Source organism: Bacillus sp. CFBP9009 (assembly GCF_036541465.1).
Lineage (GTDB): Bacteria > Bacillota > Bacilli > Bacillales > DSM-1321 > Peribacillus.
The window spans coordinates 16,112-35,418 of record NZ_JAZHFU010000028.1; the positions used below are offsets into that span (position 1 = coordinate 16,112).

The following is a 19,307-nucleotide window of genomic DNA, read 5'->3' on the forward strand; positions in this document are numbered from 1 at the left end:
AGGTAATGCTAATTGAATCATCATCCATCCTTGCTTTCATCCATTATACTATAATTAAATACTGGAAATTAACCCCTTTTCAAACAAAGGCTATGAGCATTCGGATACCATCGCATTGGAGATACACATAAAAAAATGCCGCTCAAATGAGCGGCATTTCCAATTCAATTAAATCTTATTCGTTTTTTCTCTTTTTTGGCTCGTGCTACGGTTCCCGTAACCATTCGATTTACGGTTCGTGCTTGGGCGTTTCCCTGATCCGCTACCGTAATCTTTTCTGCCTGAAGAACTGCGGCCATTGCGCTGTCTGTTGCCAGAAGAACTGCTTCCTCCGCGATTGCGACGCATTGGAGATGGAGATTCTTCCGTTAACTTGATAGGCGTTTGATCCGGTTCTTTTGTCATTGATTTAAGCATGGCTGCAACTAAATCCGCTGCGCTATGTTTTTGTAATAATTCTTCCGCTTGACCAAGGTATAAAGTTAAATCCTCATTCTCAATTGTATTAAGGATTTTTTCCGTTACTGCTTTTTGTTGACCTTCCAACGCTTCAGTTAACGTAGGTGTCTTAAGTTTCTCCATACGTTTTTTCGTTGTATGTTCAACTGCATGCAGTTGGCCTCTTTCTCTTGGTGTTACAAACGTAATGGCTATACCATGTTTACCTGCACGTCCTGTACGTCCAATACGGTGAACGTAGCTTTCCGGATCTTGAGGAATATCAAAGTTGTATACGTGAGTAACGCCGGAAATATCAAGTCCACGTGCAGCAACATCAGTAGCAACGAGCACATCGATGCTGCGGTCTTTGAACTTTTTCAATACAGAAAGTCGTTTTGCCTGGCTAAGGTCACCATGAATGCCTTCAGCCATATAACCGCGGATATTCAATGCAGATGCCAATTCATCTACACGGCGTTTCGTACGTCCGAAGACGATCGCAAGATCCGGTGTTTGAATATCGAAAAGGCGTGCAAGTGTATCGAATTTTTCACTTTCTTTTAACTCCAAGTAATATTGTTCGATACGATCCACTGTCATTTCTTTTGCTTTTACACGTACAAGAACGGGTTCCTGCATGAATCTTTCAGCAATTTTACGGATTGGATCAGGCATTGTAGCTGAGAAAAGCAATGTTTGCCTTTCATCAGGAACCGTTGAAAGGATCAATTCGATATCCTCAATGAATCCCATGTTAAGCATTTCATCAGCTTCATCAAGAACTACAGTATGAACTCCGCCTAATTTGATATTTTTACGTTTGATATGGTCTAAAAGACGACCAGGCGTACCAACGATAATATGTGGTTTTTTCTTTAAAGCACGGATTTGACGGTCGATATCTTGTCCACCATAAACCGCAAGTACACGAGCGCGTTTTCCGTAACCAAGCTTGAAAAGCTCCTCGGAAACTTGAATGGCTAGCTCACGTGTAGGTGCAATGACGATCCCTTGCACGTTTTCGTTATTAATATCGATGTTTTCCATCAATGGAATACCGAATGCTGCTGTTTTACCTGTTCCTGTTTGCGCTTGACCGATTATATCTTTACCTTCAAGTGCTAGAGGTATCGTTTGGGATTGAATCGGGCTCGCTTCCTCAAATCCCATTTTTTCTATTGATTTCATGGACGTTCTATCTAATCCTAATTCGCTAAACAATGTCAATGTTTTCGTACTCCTTTTTATATCGTAAATTTACACGTGCATATCATGCACAGATGTTTAGTTCAAATCCTCATCATCATGACGGATGTTCTACTTTATCTCTTATAAAAAGTTTATCATTATCACCTAAAAGTATGTCTGCCTTTTAGTTCAAATGAACTCAATATGATTTTTTAAAAAGGAAATATACCAGTACGGACATTCACTGGCATTTTTAACTTCGCGCACGTGTAAACTTATCATTAACATACGCTCATCTTTTTAAAAGTACATGTAACCAAAATTAAATTCAATATGGAAAATTAAAAGTAGCATAAACGGATGTTTCACCGTTTTATTCAGGTGAGGGCTGCTGCACCTATTATTCATCAGACTTAAAAAGGCTGTATGAACAAAACTTGACGAGAGCCAAGATTCTTATACAAAACAGGCCCGGTGCGTTGAGGATTTGCAGAAGTGGAAAAGCGCTAAAATGCGGCTTTGATTCCCAATAGCTACTAAAGCCGCCAAGAGATGCAGCTTTTATATATGACCAGACGCGAGGCCTATTTAATCTAAAATAATCTCAAGAATGAACTCATGAAACATGTAAGAACATACAATTTTGTTGCCTCAACCTGATTAATTTTAAATAATCATCAATGATAAGACATTTAAACTCATACTCATATTACCATTTTCAAACTGTTAATGCAATAAAGGATATCTCCCCATTCAGAGTTACTAAAAACTTTAGACCGTTTCAAAAATGAAGAAATTAGTCATTTCTTCCTGTTAAATATGCAGCTGTGACACTTTTGAGTAAGAATATGGCTTGTTCATTCAATAATGGGCTAAAAAACACATGGACTGATTATTTCATCAATAGGATCACCGTTTTACTATATCCATTTATGCGTAAGTGGATTCAAACATAGACAAATTCGAAGAAAGCGAGTTTGCCTACAGTTTTTTTATTTAAAAACCGTTCCAGTAGTTTCAGAAATCCAGTTAGGAGGATTTCACAAAACAGTAACCTAGTCCTGTTAAAATCATGGTTCGGGATGGGAGCATTCCGGCCTCTTGTCGACTTACTGTATCCATTTAAATTTTTCACAAAACGATCATCCATTTATATATGATATGTGTTTAAATCAAATAGTTTCAACAAACCTTTTTTAGGAAGGATAAGTTTTAATGATGAACACCCTTCCACGGTGCCCCCGTTGGAAAAAGAAAGGACTTATCATGAATTCCCATTGAATTTACAGGTATATGGGAGCATTTGATTTTTGAAAATTCCATCTTTTTGCTTAAAAATTATAGCAAATAAGTCTAAATGCAGTATGATTGACCTATCAACAAAATAACGGGGGGTTATATGAACATATTCACAATAGATGTTCCTTTATGTAAGGATTTTGGTCGAATCTTAAAGAAAATGAACAAGAAAGTCACCTTTTTGGAAGATCCACTCAATCAAAGTCATCTATTCAAGAATTCAACAGACTTAATGAAATCATTATTTATTTTACCTTTACACATATCAAAAGACTCTTGGCAGCAAACTTCTTTGTTCGCCTTGGCTGAATCTCACGAAATCCCTATCTTATTCATTTACAAACGCACTTCAGGAATGGAGACCCCTCCGGCCTTACCAGAAAAGACCTTTTATGAAACCATGGCGGTCCCTGCCGATTCAGCGGAAATCCGGATTAAATTAAAGTCACTCCGAAACATCAGCATGCAACTGTTTTCGGCAAAAATGAAGGGGCAAGAGCTTGAAATGATACACCAAAAATCAGCAAGGAGCCTGAGAATTGCAAAGGGCATTCAACTTTCAGGTTTACCTTTGTCGATCAATAATGAAGATATAGAGGTCAAAGGGCTTTCCCAGCCTTCAAGTGAACTGTCAGGGGATTTATTTTACTGGACGGAGGTTGATGACAGGATATACGGCTTCATAATGATCGATGTATTCGAAAAGGGCATTCATACAGCACTTATAAACATGTCCATACGCACATTGATCCCCGACCTTATCAAACGTGTAAAAGACCCCATTTTCATAACAAAGGAACTGGATAAACTAATGCGGGATTTATTTCAAGGAGTTAATCGGGAAAACAAAAACCATGCTCGCATTACTGCCTTCATCGCATACGTGAATACAAAGGATCGGCTCATCGAATATGTTAATTACGGACTTCCTTCAGCTTTTTTGTATTCCCCATGCACCAATCAAATTCTCAATTTGAACGAAGGAGCCGTCCCACACGGACTGATTCCCGAATTGCCCATTAAAAAAATAGTCTTTCAGTATGAACCAGGAAGCCGTTTCATCATCTATACAGATGGACTCTCTAAAACGCCCCTACCTTCCGCCATTGACCGATCTGACCATATCGAAAGGGAATTCATCGAAAATGTCCATCTCGATACACAAGACCTTCTTCAGGAGCTATTGGTCTCAAGGATGAGGCATTCAGTCATTAACGATGACATCTGCATTATTGCCGGGACACTTTTTTAAGCACGATAAAAGGGCCGTTTCAAAAAAAAGAAACGGCCTTATCTATGTTTTTTTATTTTTGCAGAGCTTGAACGACTTCCTCCAGCTTCATGCCCCTAGAAGCTTTAACAAGTATGATGTCATTTTCCTGTGTGGACGATTTTAGTTCCTCTATAAGCTTTTGCTTATCTTGAAAAGGACGAACCTGCTCCGATGAAAAAGCCTTGCTCGCTCCCTTGGCAATAAACTCGGCTAAAGGACCATATGTGAAGATCTTATCGATCCGCTCACTGGAAATCAATTCACCAATTTTCAAATGAAAGTCTTTTTCCTGTGGCCCTAACTCCAACATGTCTCCCAATACAAGTATCTTTTTCTCGAATCCAGATAAGCCCTCAACCAACTCCACTGCTGCCTTAACTGAAGTTGGGCTGGCATTATACGCATCATTGATGATTTTCTGCCCTTTCGCGCCCTCGACCAATTCCATCCTCATATTCGTTAATTGAATGGTCGACAGACCTTTACGGATTGCTGAATCATCCACATTGAATTCTTTAGCAACCAAGATTGCTGCCAACGCATTAAGAACATTATGATTGCCTAAAACGGGTATCTCATAATTGATTTCCTTATCACCGCTTGCGATTGTAAACGTGGTACTGTCTGCCCCTTGGCTAATGGTCTGTGGATATAAATCATTTTGTTCCGTACGTCCAAAAGATATTACGTTTAAATCAGGAAAATCTTTTTTGATACGATTGCGGAGCAATGGTTCATCACCATGATATATCAGCGTTCCATCTTTCGCCAAACCTTCGACAATTTCCAACTTCGCATTCGCGATCTCCTCGCGTGATCCTAAATCCAATAAGTGTGATTCACCGATATTGGTAATGATCGCAACATCAGGCTTTGCCATTTTGGATAAGAACTCGATTTCACCGCGGCTGCTCATTCCCATTTCCAACACAGCCGCTTCAGTATCCTCTGCCATAGAAAGCACTGTTAGTGGCAAACCTAAATGATTATTGAAGTTTCCATTTGTTTTATGAACTTTATAAGTAGTGGCCAGCAGTGCAGCCGTCATATCTTTCGTAGTCGTCTTACCGTTGCTGCCTGTTATCCCAATGACTTTTATATTCAACTGCTGACGGTAAGAACGCGCCAATTGCTGAAGCGCTTTCTCGGTATTTTCGACAATGATTATCGGTAAATCATCAGGAGGATTCGGAACATCCCTTTGCCAAAAAGAAGCCGCAGCTCCTTGATCTAAAGCTTGCTTGACATACTGATGGCCGTCAACCTGCTCACCCTTAAGCGGAATGAACAAACATCCTTCCTTAACCGTTCTTGAATCGATGGTAACCCCATTAATTCCTTTGGACTGGAATGGACTGATATCATTCAATCCCTCTGCCATTTCATGTACTTGTTTTAACGTTCTCTTTATCATTTTGTTCCTCCTACATTCATCGAACCGTTAATCGCTCTCCTTAACCAAACGAAGCAGAAACCAGTTTAAATCGCACCGGTTCCTGCTGAATGGAATCCATCATATCAATGCTTGATGGATTGTGGAGTTTACTGATACATTACCTGCATGATCAAACTGTATATTTGATTTGTTGTTTTTCCTGATGACGTTCCAAGGCAAGTTTCACGAGTTTTTCAATTAACGCTGGATAGTCGACACCTGTGTGCTTCCACAATAACGGAAACATGCTGAAAGGAGTAAACCCAGGCATTGTATTCACTTCATTAATATAGATTTGCCCCTCATTCGTTAAGAAGAAATCAGCGCGAACCAATCCAGAGCAATCCAATGACTTAAAGGCAGTAATGGCCATTTCGGATAAAGCTGCATACTCACTTTCAGTTATCTCCGCTGGAATGACCATTGCAGAATTACCGTCAACATATTTTGCTGAATAATCATAGAAGGCAAAATCTTTCTTAGGGATGATTTCGCCTGCCACCGAACAAGACGGTTCATCATTACCAAGTATTCCAAACTCGAGTTCACGAGCTACGACCCCTTCTTCAATGATGATCTTCCGATCGAATTGGAAAGCTTCCGCTACCGCTTTTTCCAGTTCATCAGCATCATTACATTTGCTGATACCGACACTGGAGCCTAAATTGGCAGGTTTGACAAAACAAGGGTAACCCAATTCATCCGCTACCTTTTTAATGGCACTTTCAGTATTCTTCTCCCATTCAGAACGAATGAACCAAGTGTATTTGACTTGAGGAAGTCCCGCCTGGGCAAAAATGTTTTTCATGATGACCTTATCCATTCCTGCTGATGAAGCCAAAACGCCATTCCCTACATAAGGAAGGTTCAATAGTTCCAGCATCCCTTGCACGGTCCCATCTTCTCCATTTGGTCCGTGAAGCAACGGGAAAATTACGTCATACCCTGTTGATTCACTATTTTCATCAGTTGAATGTGCCTGCAAGGCAAGAGGCGAGCTCGATTTATCCGATGAAAATGTCAAAGCCTCCACACTCTCGGCAGGTCCTGTTAACTTCGGTCCATTAATCCATGAACCCTCTTTTGTTATGTAAATCGGATATATATCAAACTTTGCTAAATCGAGAGCTTTAATGACCGCTAAAGCCGTCTGCATAGAAACCTCATGCTCCGCAGATTTTCCACCATAAAGCAAACCAAGTTTAGTTTTCATGAGTTATTACCCTCCAATATTCTTTTAACCATGTTCATTGTATCACTTTACACTAAAATGGTTAAAGCGAAACTTCCTTCATTGGCGCTTTTCCAATGATTACCATAAACGGAACACAGGTTAAAACCGCCACATCCTGTGGCAACTCCTGTGCGTCGCCCTCTCTTATCTTTTATGCATGAGATGGTAAGTCTTACACCTAAAAAATTCATGGGTGCCAAATAATCCTATCCACGAACCTCAGAAGTTGGGATAATCAGGAGAATGATGTATTTTTTATAACGCTTTCCCATACCCTTTCTTTTCGATTGAAGGTAATAAAGGCATCTGGCTCCTTAATATCTCTATCTGAAAAGTTATCATGCATTTCATCCATGTTTAAATAATCCCCTACGACCCATGCCGGTATCTCAATTTTCGTTCTTGTATATTTAACATGCCGAAAGGAAAAAACGAGCCCCTCTGCCAGGATATGAGCCAAGGAAGAAATGATTTCTGCCGGTATCGCCGTCAGCTCTCTTTTCTTTCTGATTCCAAGCCAAGTCCTCTCTACTTTTAAAAGCTCCAGCTTTAGCGGAATCAAGCTTCCTAACATCATATAATATGTCGAAAGAGAACGAAAATAAATTTTATTGAACCAGCCGTCATCCTGGGCAAGGTACACAAATTGATTATTCAATTTACGGAAAAATGGAGGATCCAGATGAGTTTTTGCGTGCCCTAAATATAATAGTTCCGCTATTTCCCTTCCATCCAATTCATCCAACCCTTCTCTTTCTTCAAAATCGATCCAACAGAAATCTCCATATGCCCGGACATTTTCTTTAACTAGCTTCGCAATATCTTCAGATGAAGCACTCTCTAGCAGGACATTCAAATTGTATTCCCCGCCATTGAATTCATGTTTCAATAATAAGATGGAATCCAACGTATATGGCAGCGAATAGACGAATTCACGAAAATTGAGTCCATTAAAAAGGACAAACCGTTCAGAAGCCTGCATATACATATATAAGATATCATTGCTATCATTCTTCATAACCTGACCCCCTCCGAGCTCTTAATCAATAATGTTATTTTACCAAACTTTTGGGTTCTCACGTAAGTTATATAACCCCCAATATTAATCAGCATCATGTGATAATGCGAAACATGTACTCCATATTAACCCAAATGTTAAGGAACACACTCGACAAACTCGAAATATCCATATTATAGTAATAATGAAGATTTGGAGGATTAAATCATGGATAAAATTGAAAAAGGTTTTATCATTAATTCTTTTCATGGAGCCACTTCCGTTTATGCTGATGCAACTAAAAAATTAGGTCTGTGGCAATCAGAGAAATATGCATTCGAAAAATATTTAAATAAGGAAGATGCAATCATTGATATCGGATGCGGTACAGGAAGAACCACCTTCGCACTATATAAAAAAGGATTCCAAAATCTAACGGGAATCGACCTGACTCCTGCCATGATTAATGAAGCCGAAAAAATAGCGCATGAATATAACCTGGACATACCCTTTATCCTTGGCGATGCAACCGACCTCCCTTTCAACGATCATCATTCGATAAAGCAATCTTCTCTTTTAATGGTTTAATGGAAATTCCCCAGCGAAAAAACCGCACATTGGCTTTAAAAGAAATCAACCGTATTTTAAAACCTGAAGGACTCTTCATTTTCACAACACATGACCGTGATAAAAACGAAAATTACCTGAACTTCTGGGAGCAAGAGGAAATGATTTGGTGTGGTGGTAAACAAGATGAGAGGCTTTATGAATTTGGGGATATTTTCACATCCGGAAAGACGCTTCAAGAAGATACTTACCTCCATATCCCAACTAAACTTGAAGTACTTGAGTGCCTGGAGGAAGCAAGATTTACAGTCATCGAAAGCTTTTATCGAAGTGAATTATTCCATGAAAACGATGATGTCAACGCTTTCTCTTCCGATTGCTGCTTCTGGATCGTCCAAAAATAAGGAAGAGCTTTTTAATTCAAAAAAAAATCCAGAGTGACATTACACTCTGGATTTTTGTATTAAGAAACTTGTTCTAGTTCTTTTTTGGAAGGAGGGTTGAATTGACCTTCCCATTTAGAGATAACGATTGCAGCAAGTGAATTACCAATAACGTTTACTACTGTACGTCCCATATCAAGAATACGGTCGATACCGGCAATAAATGCTAGACCTTCAACAGGAATACCGACAGTTCCCAATGTCGCTAAAAGAACTACGAAAGATACACCTGGTACACCTGCAATCCCCTTGGATGTGATCATTAACACTAGCATTAGCGTAATTTGCTCATACATGCTTAATTCGATTCCGTACATTTGAGCAATGAAGATAGCTGCTAACGCTTGGTATAATGTAGAGCCATCAAGGTTAAAAGAGTATCCAGTCGGAATAACAAATGTAGCAATATGTTTCGGACATCCCGCTTTCTCCATTTTTTCCATGATTTTCGGAAGAACCGCTTCTGAACTTGCTGTAGAGAACGCAAGAATCAATTCTTCTTTTAGAAGTTTAATCAATGTAAAGATATTGAATCCTACAAATTTTGCAATAAGACCGAGAATGACAACTACAAAGAAAATCATTGTTCCGTAAACAGAAAGCGCTAACTTTCCTAACGGAATTAAAGATTCCAAACCGAACTTGGAGATAGTCACACCGATTAGTGCAAATACACCGATAGGAGCGAATTTCATAACCATGTTAGTTAGGTAGAACATTCCTTCAGCTACACCCTGGAAGAAACGGAATACTGGTTTACCCTTTTCACCGATGGCCGCAATACTAAGTCCAAACAACACGGAGAAGAAAATGATCGCTAGCATATCGCCTTCTACCATGGCTTTAACTGGATTGGATGGCACAATGTGAACGATTGTATCCACAAAAGATTCATGCTGCTTAGTTTCGGCTGTATCAACATAGGTAGAAATATCAGTTTGTTCTAGCTTGTCCATATTTACACCAACACCAGGCTGGATGATATTCGCTGAAATTAAACCAACAGCAATCGCTATCATAGTTACCACAACAAAGTATGATATTGATTTAGCTCCAAGTTTACCTACTGATTTTAAATCGCCTACACCGGCAACTGCAACGATAAGACTTGACACAATGATTGGTACTACAATCATTTTAATCATTCGTAGGAAAATGTCTCCGAATGGCTGTAAAAAGTTTTGGGCCGACTCACTGCCATAAAAAATGGCACCAACGATAATCCCTAGAATTAAACCAATAAAAATTTGGCTAGCTAAACTTAATTTGAATTTCTTCATTTACTTTCCTCACCTTCCATAAAGTCTTTGATGCAAAAACATTTTTGTCTCGGTAAGGGAAACAAGATACTAATAAAAAGAAAGTAATTTTTCTTTTTTTGAAAAACTCTGTCTTTACGCCGAAAAAAAAGACACTTCATGTGTCGATTTCTTATTGGCGTGAATATTCACACATGTTCCCTTAAAGACGCTGACGAGGTTAGCTGTCGGGTTAGGAATTGGAAACACAAATGCCCTTTCATTTCTGAATTCACCCCTAGCGGATAAAATCCACAAAAATGGGTCCCCCGTTCTTGGAATAAGATTAAGCGAGTTAACTTATAATAAAATATTATACTAAAAATGATAATCTGTAAATATTTATTCGCATCCGTTCTAGAAAAAATCTTTAAATATGTCTGAATATTCTGCATTAAAGACTATTGTATCTATAATTACTCTTCCCAATTTTAAATCATTATAAGTTATATTGATATATAATTAATAACTAATTTGACATCACCTCTCTTGATGAAAGAAGCGGTTATTTTTCCAAAATGCCAAGTAACAGATATCTTACTTTTTCCCTAGAGGTGAATTTTTTATAAGTTGCAGTTTTCACTTTTTCAAATTGAATTGGAGTAATAAAATAAGAATGGTTCTTCACTGCCACATTCGGATCCATGAGGATGACGTCACCTACCGACGGTCCCTTTATGATTTCTTGCTTCCCTTCAGCCTTAAGCCCTTTTGTGATGTAATGTTTATCCACATAGCCTTTTTTAGTCAATTTGTAAACATGAGGCTGTTTTTGATAATGTACCGCCTCTATAGGAACGGAGGGTACACCGGCTTTCTCATTGCTTATTACAGTAAGATTCACTTTGGATCCCACCAACAAAGGTTCCGTTTCTTCGCCTTCCGGTTCGATTAAAGCCTGAAATGGAAATCTGTTATCTTTTTTTAATGACGGCTCTTCAGCGGGATAGGAATGGATGCGGCCTATCGTCCCTTTAAATGCCTTTTTTGAATCAGAGGAACTTGCTTTTATAGTCATGCCCACTTCAGCCTTTTTCATTTCCTCTTCGGAGAAATCCCCTTCAATTGCCATATTTGTCGAAACAATGGATATAATGGGATTATTCAGGTTTTTATTGATATTTTTAACTACACCATCAGCCTCACTCGTCGACACGATCGCACTGGACTGCTCCTCAATTGAACTTAATTTAGCGTCAAGCATTTTCACTTTTTCATTCAAGCTGTTTTTTTCCAGTTCCTGCTTGTACATTTCTTGCTCAATGTTACTTTTAATAAGATCTGAGGAACTTTTTGTTAAATCAATATTCAAGTTTTTTTCCACCGATTCATCAATGGTTGCTTTTTCAGGATTACTGGTCATGGTCCCTTGATAAGACCTCAACTTCCCTATGTATTCCTCAATCCCTGCAATTTCTCCCTCAGCTGCCGTTTTCTCCGCTTCCAAATTCGCTTTAAGAGCATCAAGTTCGGTCGTCGTATACTCAAACAACGAGGAGCCAGCCGTAATCGCATCGCCTTCTTTAACAAGGAATTTCTTAAAATCATTTTTCTTGGTGTCGAAATAGATATCATACTCTTCTACAGGTTTAATTACCCCATTTGTTTGAATAGTATCCGTAATTGTATCTTTTTTTACCTTTGTCCAGTTTTCAACGAAAACAGTTCGTTCCACTTTGCTTTCTTTTTTTTCAATAAGGTATAAGTTAACGGTTATTAACACTATCGATGCAATGGAGACCGCCGCCATTTTCCATTTCCCGCTCATTCATTTCACCCGCCTTATACAAATACGCCTACTTGGATGTATGCTAAAAAGGCTTTAACAAACCATGTGGCCAGATAGAATAGAACAATCATTAAAAGGACCAAATAATTATTTCGTTCTGAAAACTCCTTTAAATAAAAATATTGCAGAGCAATAATAAGAAATTGAAAAATGGTGATTTCGCTGAAAAAGTGAATGAAATAATCACTTCTGAGAAAATACTGACTGATGATCCCCAATGAAAAAGGATTGGAATCGCTGCCTATATCCATTAAAACGAATAGAGGAATGAGTAATGTTTTTTCCGCTAATTGCAAAACAAAAAGAATCATTTGAACGATGACTAATTTTATATATGGTATATCAGTAACGATCCAAAAGAATAGAGCTGATAAAAATATGTATATGGAAGGGTCGATTATGCCTGTTATTATGTTGCCGCTCAAAATCAGTAACTTTGCTGCTTCGAATTCTTCGGCACTCATCTCCGTGATTTCTTTTGAGAATGATTCTGAACCAATGCCAAAATATCCACCAATGGTGAATACTATAAGACTAAGAAAATATAAAAATAGTAATTTCAATCCAAGCTTTGTGACTGCCTCTGCATTTTGAAGCTGATAACGACTCCGATGAGGCTCTAAAATGCCCTTTAACAATCTGACCTGGTACACCATATGTGGTCCTCCTGCAAAAATTGATATATCTTCATATATTTTATCTTATTTTGGAAACAATTGCAGAAATAAGGAATGAATATACAAAAAAAACACATAATCATTCCCATTCACATTTAATCCGCCATACTAATTTGGAGTTAATACTGACAAATGTTGGGCAAGGACTTTAATGCGTGCAGGAGTTCGTCTATAGTTCTCTCCATCCATATCCACATCAAGCGGCCTCTTGGTTTCAATGGTCAGGGTAGCGGCTTGTAAATAAGTCACCCCAGAGTCAGAGATCATATTTTGCGTCCATGAACGCTTCATCGCTATTATTTCTAAAAATGCACCAAGGCTTGCATTTTCCAAGATGGCCACGCCGAAAAGTCCATCCTCTGGACTGATCATGGGAAAAGGCAATAAATTGGTGCCGATAAAACAACCATTCAAAACCAAAATCATAACTGCTTCCCCTTCGATAACATTCCCATCATATTTTAGTTTATAGGAAAAGGGAGCATTCTCGCCAATTGTCCTTATAGCACTTAATAAATATCCTATCTTTCCAAACCTGCTTTTTTCTTGCTCATCAATATTGCTTGATGCATCTGAAATAAGCCCTACACCCCAAAAATTAGAAAAATAATCGTTGTTGGCATGCCCAATATCAATTGAACGAACTTTGCCATTCACTAATGCTTCCGCAGCTTGACGAACATCTTGAGGAATCTTTAATGTTCTGGAGAAGTCATTGCAAGTCCCTCCAGGTAAAATCCCAAACAGCGGCCGCCTCCGAAGCGGTGAAAGGCCATTTACACACTCATGTACCGTTCCATCTCCTCCTAATACGAAAACTACATCCATGTCTTCACCATATTCCAAGCAAAAACGGCATGCATCGCCCTTTTCTTTCGTTTGCAGAATGAGAAACTCATCAATATGTGGAGCTATTATCGGAAGACAATCCTCAAGATTCCTTTCGAGTTTATCATTACCGGCATTTTCATTATAAATCAGCATTCCCTTTTTCCATCGCATGATTTTTGCCCCCATATTATTGAAAGAATTGTCTTCTTCCTATCACTTTTACCTTTTCCTAAACCCCCGCTTGTGAAACTCATTAAGATCAAATAAAAAAAGAGGCTATACGCCCCTTTCGGTAAAGCTTTCATATACTTGTCAAATAATCCTTCATCATTAAGATAAGCTTTGAAGACAAGGGACTTCTTTTTTCATTTTTTTCCAAAAATAACAAAAGGCTTTCCAAGATGATGGGGCTTGGCCTAGCTTTTGAAAATTCTTCCTGAATTACCTTTAAAGCTTCCATATTTTTACGTGTAACCATTCCCTCTTCTTTACGTCTTTCCACTTCCAGCATCCTGACGATGATCGAATGGATTTCCTCTTTTGGGCTCATATCCCGCATCGAGCATCCTGGTAGGGGAAATTGTTTCAATAATGGATCTTCCTTGTTCTGCAGACTTGCGATAATTGAATCCATCCGGTTCAATATGAAGCTAGGTAACAATTCCACATCGAAAGCATTTTGTTTCCTGATCAATATTCCGATATATCCTTTGAAAAGGGAATCCAAAATTATGGTGCAATCCGGCAAAAGATCAGCCGAAAGCCCCGGGTATAACTCAGTGATTTTACGCTTGAACCAAATCAAGCCCTCTTCATGGATATAATGTAAAAATCTATCTAGTTCTTTGCTGATATGAACCATTTGTTCCTGCATCATCATTTGAATCAAGTTGGTATTTCCCGTCATATGCTCAATATGAACAGTGATTTGCCTCATGAATTTGTCTTTACTGGACAATGAAGCATCCAGTTCAAGATCAAGCAATGAGTCCGTCAACGCTTCATAATAAAATTTAAAAATGGAGACTAGTAATTCTTCCTTCGATTTAAAATGATTATAAAAAGACCCCTTTGCTATCCCACATTTTTCAGCAATTTCCTGAACGGAAGTGGCATGATAGCCTTTCTCCGCGAAAAGCTCTACAGACTTATCTATGATCATCTTATTTTTTTCTTTCATCAAATTCATCCTATCTCTTAAAATTGTCCGTTGGTGACCGATGGGTCACATCTTCCAAATTGTATCCCAAAACCCTTGAAATCACAACGTTAACACTAACGAATATTATCTGTTGCATTCATAATCCATATACTATATATTTGAGTCTATGACCGAATAGTCACAATTTTATATATGGAGGGTACAAGCTTGAATTCAATAATTAAATTTTCATTAAAGAATAAATTGGCAATCTGGTTGCTTACGATCATCATCGTTGCAGCTGGTTTATACTCAGGATTAAACATGAAACAAGAAACCATTCCAAGTATCTCGACTCCTTTAATAAGCATCTCCACTGTATATCCTGGAGCTGCACCTGAAGAAGTAGCAGATAAACTCACAGACCAGATTGAGCAGAAAGTAACAAATTTGCCCGGAGTCGAATTAGTCAGTTCTTCGTCCATGGCTAATGCCTCTTCCGTCCAATTACAATATGATTATGATACGGATATGGACGACGCTGTAAAAGAAGTGAAAGAAGCTTTAGAGAAATTAGAACTGCCTGAGGGTGTGGATGCCCCAAGCGTCTCTAAATTAGAATTAAACGCTTTTCCTGTCGTCGCACTCAGTGTAACAGATAAGGGTTCTGATTTACCAGCTCTTACAAAAAACGTCGAAGAAGTGTTGGTGCCTAAACTTGAAGGGATTGACGGCGTGACATCCGTTTCAATTTCCGGACAACAAGTAAATGAAGGCAGCCTTGTATTCGACGAGGAAAAGATGGCTCAATACGGGCTCGATGAAGAAACCGTAAAGAAGGTTATCCAGGCCGCAAACGTCAACATGCCGCTTGGCATATATAACTTTGATGATAAAGAAAAAACGATCGTTGTGGATGGAAACATCTCCACATTAAAAGACCTGAAAAATATAAAGATACCTTTAACCGGCGGCTCTCAAACAGGAACGCCAGCACAAACCGGACCGGAAACCAATCAATCATCTCCTGATATGGCAACAGGTCCTGCCCAACTGCAAAATGTCAAATTATCAGACATTGCCGATGTTAAAATCACCGGTAAGGCTGAATCGATTTCAAGAACAAACGGTAGCGAATCGATTGGAATCCAGGTTACAAGATCGCCTGATGCCGATACAGTTGCAATCGTAGACGAAGTAAACGAAGAAGCATCTAATTTCAAAGAAGAGTTTAAAGGCGTAAGTGTACACACTACGCTCGATCAAGCTAAACCGATTAAAGATTCTGTTGAAACAATGATCAGCAAGGCACTCTTCGGCTGTCTGTTTGCCGTCATTGTTATCATGCTGTTCCTTAGGAACTTTAAAACGACTCTCATTTCCGTCATTTCGATTCCATTATCCCTGTTAGCAGCGCTTTTGGTGCTCAAACAAATGGATATTTCATTGAATGTCATGACACTTGGGGCCATGACGGTTGCCATTGGCCGAGTCGTCGATGACTCCATTGTCGTCATTGAAAATATTTATAGAAGAATGGCTTTAAAAGGCGAACAATTAAAAGGTGGCGAATTAATACAATCAGCCACTAAGGAAATGTTCATCCCTATCCTTTCATCGACAATCGTTACTGTAGCCGTATACCTGCCTTTAGCCAGCGTTACAGGACCTGTCGGGGAACTATTCATGCCATTCGCCTTAACAATGGTGTTCGCATTAGTAGCTTCATTAATAATCGCCATCACTCTTGTTCCGGCAATGGCAGACTCTTTATTTAAAAAGGGACTATCTAAAAAAGAATTAAAATCACATGAAGAAAAACCAAGCAAACTATCAGCATTCTACCGAAAAGCACTGGATTGGTCGTTAAACCATAAGTTAATCACTTTCGGTACAGCCATTGTATTATTGGTCGGCAGCTTATTCCTGATTCCAAGCATCGGTGTCAGCTTCATGCCTGCAGATGAAGAAAAAACGATTATCGTCACTTACACTCCCGCACCTGGAGAGTTAAAAGAGGATATTGAAAAGCAAACAGAAAAAGTAGAAAAATACTTCATGGATAAAAACGATGTGAAGACCGTTCAATACACACTTGGTGAAAGCATGATGGGCGGCATGATGGGCGGCTCGAGTAACTCGGCTCTCTTCTATGTACTCTATGATGAAGACACCGAAAATTTCGGGGACAAAAAAGAAACCGTCATAAAAGATTTAACTGAACTTGATTCACCTGGAACATGGAAACAACAAGAATTCACGTCAACATCAAGCAACGAAACCACTCTATTTGTTTACGGGAATACACAAAAAGATATTGAACCGGTAATTGACGATATTCAAAATATCATGAAGAAAAATAAAGATTTAAAAGATGTTGATACAAGTCTTTCCGATGCTTATGACCAATATACTTTAGTTGCAGACCAAGAAAAGCTAAGTGACCTTGGACTGACAGCTGCACAAATTGGCTTGTCTATTGCCAATACGAATAAAGATGATGCTTTAACTACCATTAAGAAAGATGGAGAAGAAGTCAAAGTATATGTCGAGACAAAAGAAACGACATTCGAAGACAAAAAAGATCTTGAGAATACTAAAATTTCTTCTCCAATGGGAATGGAAATCCCATTGAAAGAGCTTGTGAAAATCGAAGAAGGCAAAGCTTCCGATACAATCAGCCGCCGCGATGGAAAAATCTATGCCGACGTGTCTGCAACAATCAAAACGGATGATGTGGCAGCAGTAACAGCAGATGTACAAAAGGAAGTTGATAAATTAGACCTTCCCGCAAGCGTCACTATAGACTATGGCGGAGTGACGGAAGATATCCAGGAATCATTTACTCAACTTGGTATCGCTATGTTAGCGGCCGTTGCTATCGTATACTTTGTCCTAGTCGTTACTTTCCATGGTGGTTTAGCACCAATAGCCATTCTCTTCTCCTTACCATTTACGGTAATCGGGGCATTGGCAGGGCTATTCGTTGCAGGTGAGACCATCAGCGTTTCGGCAATGATGGGTGTCCTAATGCTTATTGGTATCGTTGTAACCAATGCCATCGTATTAGTGGACCGTGTTATCAAGAATGAAGAATCCGGGCTATCTACCAGGGAAGCTTTACTCGAGGCAGGATCCACCCGTCTACGTCCAATCCTGATGACTGCCCTTGCCACAATCGGCGCTTTAATACCTCTGGCAATCGGTGCAGAAGGCAGTGGATTAATATCACAAGGTTTGGGGATTACCGTTATCGGCGGACTTGTGAGTTCTACATTGCTAACACTTGTAATAGTACCGGTAGTATATGAAGTCATAATGAAAATAGGGAAAAAGAAGAAAAAAACAGTTAAGTAAAAGAATCAAAAAAAGAGGGGATTCCTTATATTAGGAATCCCCTCTTTCTTGATTAAACAATGTACAATATGCTCTTATAAATACAACTGCACAGGACCCCACGTCCTATTCGTCATTTTCAAGGAAATTTGTTTGTTTTAAAATCTTATCTATAAACAAAAAAGGGAAAGAGCTCGCTTTCCCTTTTATTTTCTATGGATTAATGTTTGGTGAAAGTTTGGTCTATCGCATTTGCCAGGTCCAGCGATTTTTCTTTTAGATAACGCTTCGTTACGTTTAAATCTTTATGACCGGCAAGCTTGGATATCGTTTGTATATCTATTCCATTATCCACTAACCTTTGGCAAAAGGTATGTCGCAGTTTATGTGGATGGACATTGTATTTTTTTAAAATATATTGAACTGACCTCGGAGTGATCCTTTGATTATAGCTTGAGATGAATAACGGATCTGCTTTTTCTTTTAAAGAAAGAAGATAATTCTGTACATGCTGTATAGCCGATATTGTAAGGGGAACGGATCTATCGATTTCACCTTTTGCGTTCCTGACAAGTATATAATTTCGTTCTGTTTCCATGATGACGTCGCGGCCATTTAAGTCACATAATTCGGAGACGCGGATTCCTGTATGTAACAAAAGGTAGACGATGGCAATGTTTCTTAGGTTTCCTTCTGCTTCTATATCTCTTAACAGGATCTGCTGCTCATTTATGCTTAAAGTTTCAGGTACCTCAAACTTGTGCTCCTTAACCTTACGTTCCACAGAAAGCATCACTTGCGGTTTACCTAAAAATTTAAAGAAAACATTTAAGGCGATATAGTGTTTTTCGATAGTTCCTGGGCTTTTCTTGCAATTTTCTAAATAATCAAGATAACCCTGAACATCTTCAGAATGAATCTCCATCAATATCTTTTGTGTCTGGTCACAAAACTGTGAAAGGACACCAGTATACGTTTTGATCGTATTAGCTGATTTGCCTTGGTCTCTCAACCATTCAGCAAACGAAAAAATCATTTCATCTTTAGCAGAGGTATCCATCGGCTATTCCCCCAATGACAGTTTCAGAACTACGTTAAGTTTAACATATATCCCTATAGAAACGAAGAATTCTGTCCCTTTGTCTTAATCAGATATGGATAATGCAGATAGAAGTAGGAATTAAAATGCATCCATAGTATGCCCTACCATGTATACTGCATATAACCTTCTTTTTTGACAACGGCAAAAAAAGACCAGCCGGATGGCGGATCTTTTTAAATGGCTTGGCGGCGTCCTACTCTCACAGGGGGAAACCCCCAACTACCATCGGCGCTGAAGAGCTTAACTGCCGTGTTCC

The 19,307-nt window shown here is 38.9% G+C and carries 14 protein-coding genes, 1 rRNA gene and 1 riboswitch; of the genes, 4 read left to right on the forward strand and 11 right to left on the reverse strand.

The genetic code is table 11. The features are described 5' to 3' along the window. Positions 1-168: 168 nt before the first annotated feature. Positions 169-1,668, reverse strand: a complete 1,500-nt coding sequence (cshA, locus tag V3595_RS27280) for a degradosome RNA helicase CshA (protein WP_364281842.1) — start codon at positions 1,666-1,668, stop codon at positions 169-171. A 1,360-nt stretch (positions 1,669-3,028) separates the two neighbouring features. On the opposite strand from cshA, the gene V3595_RS27285 reads away from it, so the two are divergent. After that, positions 3,029-4,180: a PP2C family protein-serine/threonine phosphatase gene (locus V3595_RS27285; protein WP_485910956.1), complete on the forward strand. Its 1,152-nt coding sequence runs from the start codon at positions 3,029-3,031 to the stop codon at positions 4,178-4,180. A gap of 52 nt (positions 4,181-4,232) precedes the next feature. Here the strand turns inward: V3595_RS27285 and V3595_RS27290 are convergent, their stop codons facing one another. The 3 genes from V3595_RS27290 to V3595_RS27300 form a co-directional block, all read right to left on the reverse strand. Next, on the reverse strand, positions 4,233-5,615 hold the full coding sequence (locus V3595_RS27290) for a UDP-N-acetylmuramoyl-tripeptide--D-alanyl-D-alanine ligase (RefSeq protein ID WP_485910958.1): 1,383 nt from the start codon (positions 5,613-5,615) through the stop codon (positions 4,233-4,235). Between the two features lie 151 nt (positions 5,616-5,766). Further along, positions 5,767-6,849, reverse strand: a complete 1,083-nt coding sequence (locus V3595_RS27295; RefSeq protein ID WP_402907436.1) for a D-alanine--D-alanine ligase — start codon at positions 6,847-6,849, stop codon at positions 5,767-5,769. 256 nt (positions 6,850-7,105) lie between these two features. Further along, positions 7,106-7,888 (reverse strand): hypothetical protein, encoded by a 783-nt coding sequence (locus tag V3595_RS27300; RefSeq protein ID WP_485910960.1) that lies wholly within the window; start codon positions 7,886-7,888, stop codon positions 7,106-7,108. A gap of 207 nt (positions 7,889-8,095) precedes the next feature. On the opposite strand from V3595_RS27300, the gene V3595_RS27305 reads away from it, so the two are divergent. Continuing rightward, positions 8,096-8,455: a class I SAM-dependent methyltransferase gene (locus V3595_RS27305; protein WP_485910962.1), complete on the forward strand. Its 360-nt coding sequence runs from the start codon at positions 8,096-8,098 to the stop codon at positions 8,453-8,455. Beyond that, on the forward strand, positions 8,455-8,838 hold the full coding sequence (locus V3595_RS27310; protein WP_485910964.1) for a hypothetical protein: 384 nt from the start codon (positions 8,455-8,457) through the stop codon (positions 8,836-8,838). Before V3595_RS27305 ends, V3595_RS27310 begins: the two co-directional genes overlap by 1 nt. Before the next feature lie 59 nt (positions 8,839-8,897). Here V3595_RS27310 and V3595_RS27315 read toward each other — a convergent pair whose 3' ends face one another. From V3595_RS27315 to V3595_RS27335, 5 genes are all read right to left on the reverse strand, one after another. Further along, on the reverse strand, positions 8,898-10,157 hold the full coding sequence (locus tag V3595_RS27315) for a cation:dicarboxylate symporter family transporter (RefSeq protein WP_485910966.1): 1,260 nt from the start codon (positions 10,155-10,157) through the stop codon (positions 8,898-8,900). A 173-nt stretch (positions 10,158-10,330) separates the two neighbouring features. Then, positions 10,331-10,478, reverse strand: a riboswitch (cyclic di-AMP (ydaO/yuaA leader). A gap of 202 nt (positions 10,479-10,680) precedes the next feature. Then, a complete protein-coding gene (locus tag V3595_RS27320) occupies positions 10,681-11,943 on the reverse strand; it encodes an efflux RND transporter periplasmic adaptor subunit (RefSeq protein ID WP_485910968.1) in 1,263 nt (420 codons plus the stop codon). A gap of 14 nt (positions 11,944-11,957) precedes the next feature. Beyond that, complete coding sequence (locus tag V3595_RS27325) at positions 11,958-12,620, reverse strand: hypothetical protein (protein WP_485910970.1); 663 nt, start codon at positions 12,618-12,620, stop codon at positions 11,958-11,960. Between the two features lie 129 nt (positions 12,621-12,749). Then, positions 12,750-13,643, reverse strand: coding sequence for a diacylglycerol/lipid kinase family protein (locus V3595_RS27330; protein WP_485910972.1), 894 nt, complete (start codon positions 13,641-13,643; stop codon positions 12,750-12,752). A gap of 130 nt (positions 13,644-13,773) precedes the next feature. Then, positions 13,774-14,652 (reverse strand): TetR/AcrR family transcriptional regulator, encoded by an 879-nt coding sequence (locus V3595_RS27335; protein ID WP_485910974.1) that lies wholly within the window; start codon positions 14,650-14,652, stop codon positions 13,774-13,776. Positions 14,653-14,841: 189 nt separating this feature from the next. Here V3595_RS27335 and V3595_RS27340 point away from each other — a divergent pair, with 189 nt between their 5' ends. Further along, on the forward strand, positions 14,842-17,970 hold the full coding sequence (locus V3595_RS27340; protein WP_485910976.1) for an efflux RND transporter permease subunit: 3,129 nt from the start codon (positions 14,842-14,844) through the stop codon (positions 17,968-17,970). 199 nt (positions 17,971-18,169) lie between these two features. On the opposite strand, the gene V3595_RS27345 is transcribed toward V3595_RS27340, so the two are convergent. Then, the gene (locus tag V3595_RS27345; RefSeq protein ID WP_485910978.1) at positions 18,170-19,009 is read right to left on the reverse strand and encodes a tyrosine-type recombinase/integrase; all 840 of its coding nucleotides are present in this window, start codon (positions 19,007-19,009) and stop codon (positions 18,170-18,172) included. Positions 19,010-19,231: 222 nt separating this feature from the next. Further along, positions 19,232-19,307: ribosomal RNA gene (gene rrf, locus V3595_RS27350) — 5S ribosomal RNA — on the reverse strand; the annotation flags it as partial.

What these genes read in the sequence shown, in the direction of transcription:
- V3595_RS27285 (WP_485910956.1), top strand. Translation starts at nt 3,029, where the DNA reads ATGAACATATTCACAATAGATGTTCCTTTATGTAAGGATTTTGGTCGA.
- V3595_RS27290 (WP_485910958.1), bottom strand. Translation starts at nt 5,615, where the DNA reads ATGATAAAGAGAACGTTAAAACAAGTACATGAAATGGCAGAGGGATTG.
- V3595_RS27295 (WP_402907436.1), bottom strand. Translation starts at nt 6,849, where the DNA reads ATGAAAACTAAACTTGGTTTGCTTTATGGTGGAAAATCTGCGGAGCAT.
- V3595_RS27300 (WP_485910960.1), bottom strand. Translation starts at nt 7,888, where the DNA reads ATGAAGAATGATAGCAATGATATCTTATATATGTATATGCAGGCTTCT.
- V3595_RS27305 (WP_485910962.1), top strand. Translation starts at nt 8,096, where the DNA reads ATGGATAAAATTGAAAAAGGTTTTATCATTAATTCTTTTCATGGAGCC.
- V3595_RS27310 (WP_485910964.1), top strand. Translation starts at nt 8,455, where the DNA reads ATGGAAATTCCCCAGCGAAAAAACCGCACATTGGCTTTAAAAGAAATC.
- V3595_RS27315 (WP_485910966.1), bottom strand. Translation starts at nt 10,157, where the DNA reads ATGAAGAAATTCAAATTAAGTTTAGCTAGCCAAATTTTTATTGGTTTA.
- V3595_RS27320 (WP_485910968.1), bottom strand. Translation starts at nt 11,943, where the DNA reads ATGAGCGGGAAATGGAAAATGGCGGCGGTCTCCATTGCATCGATAGTG.
- V3595_RS27325 (WP_485910970.1), bottom strand. Translation starts at nt 12,620, where the DNA reads ATGGTGTACCAGGTCAGATTGTTAAAGGGCATTTTAGAGCCTCATCGG.
- V3595_RS27330 (WP_485910972.1), bottom strand. Translation starts at nt 13,643, where the DNA reads ATGCGATGGAAAAAGGGAATGCTGATTTATAATGAAAATGCCGGTAAT.
- V3595_RS27335 (WP_485910974.1), bottom strand. Translation starts at nt 14,652, where the DNA reads ATGAAAGAAAAAAATAAGATGATCATAGATAAGTCTGTAGAGCTTTTC.
- V3595_RS27345 (WP_485910978.1), bottom strand. Translation starts at nt 19,009, where the DNA reads ATGGATACCTCTGCTAAAGATGAAATGATTTTTTCGTTTGCTGAATGG.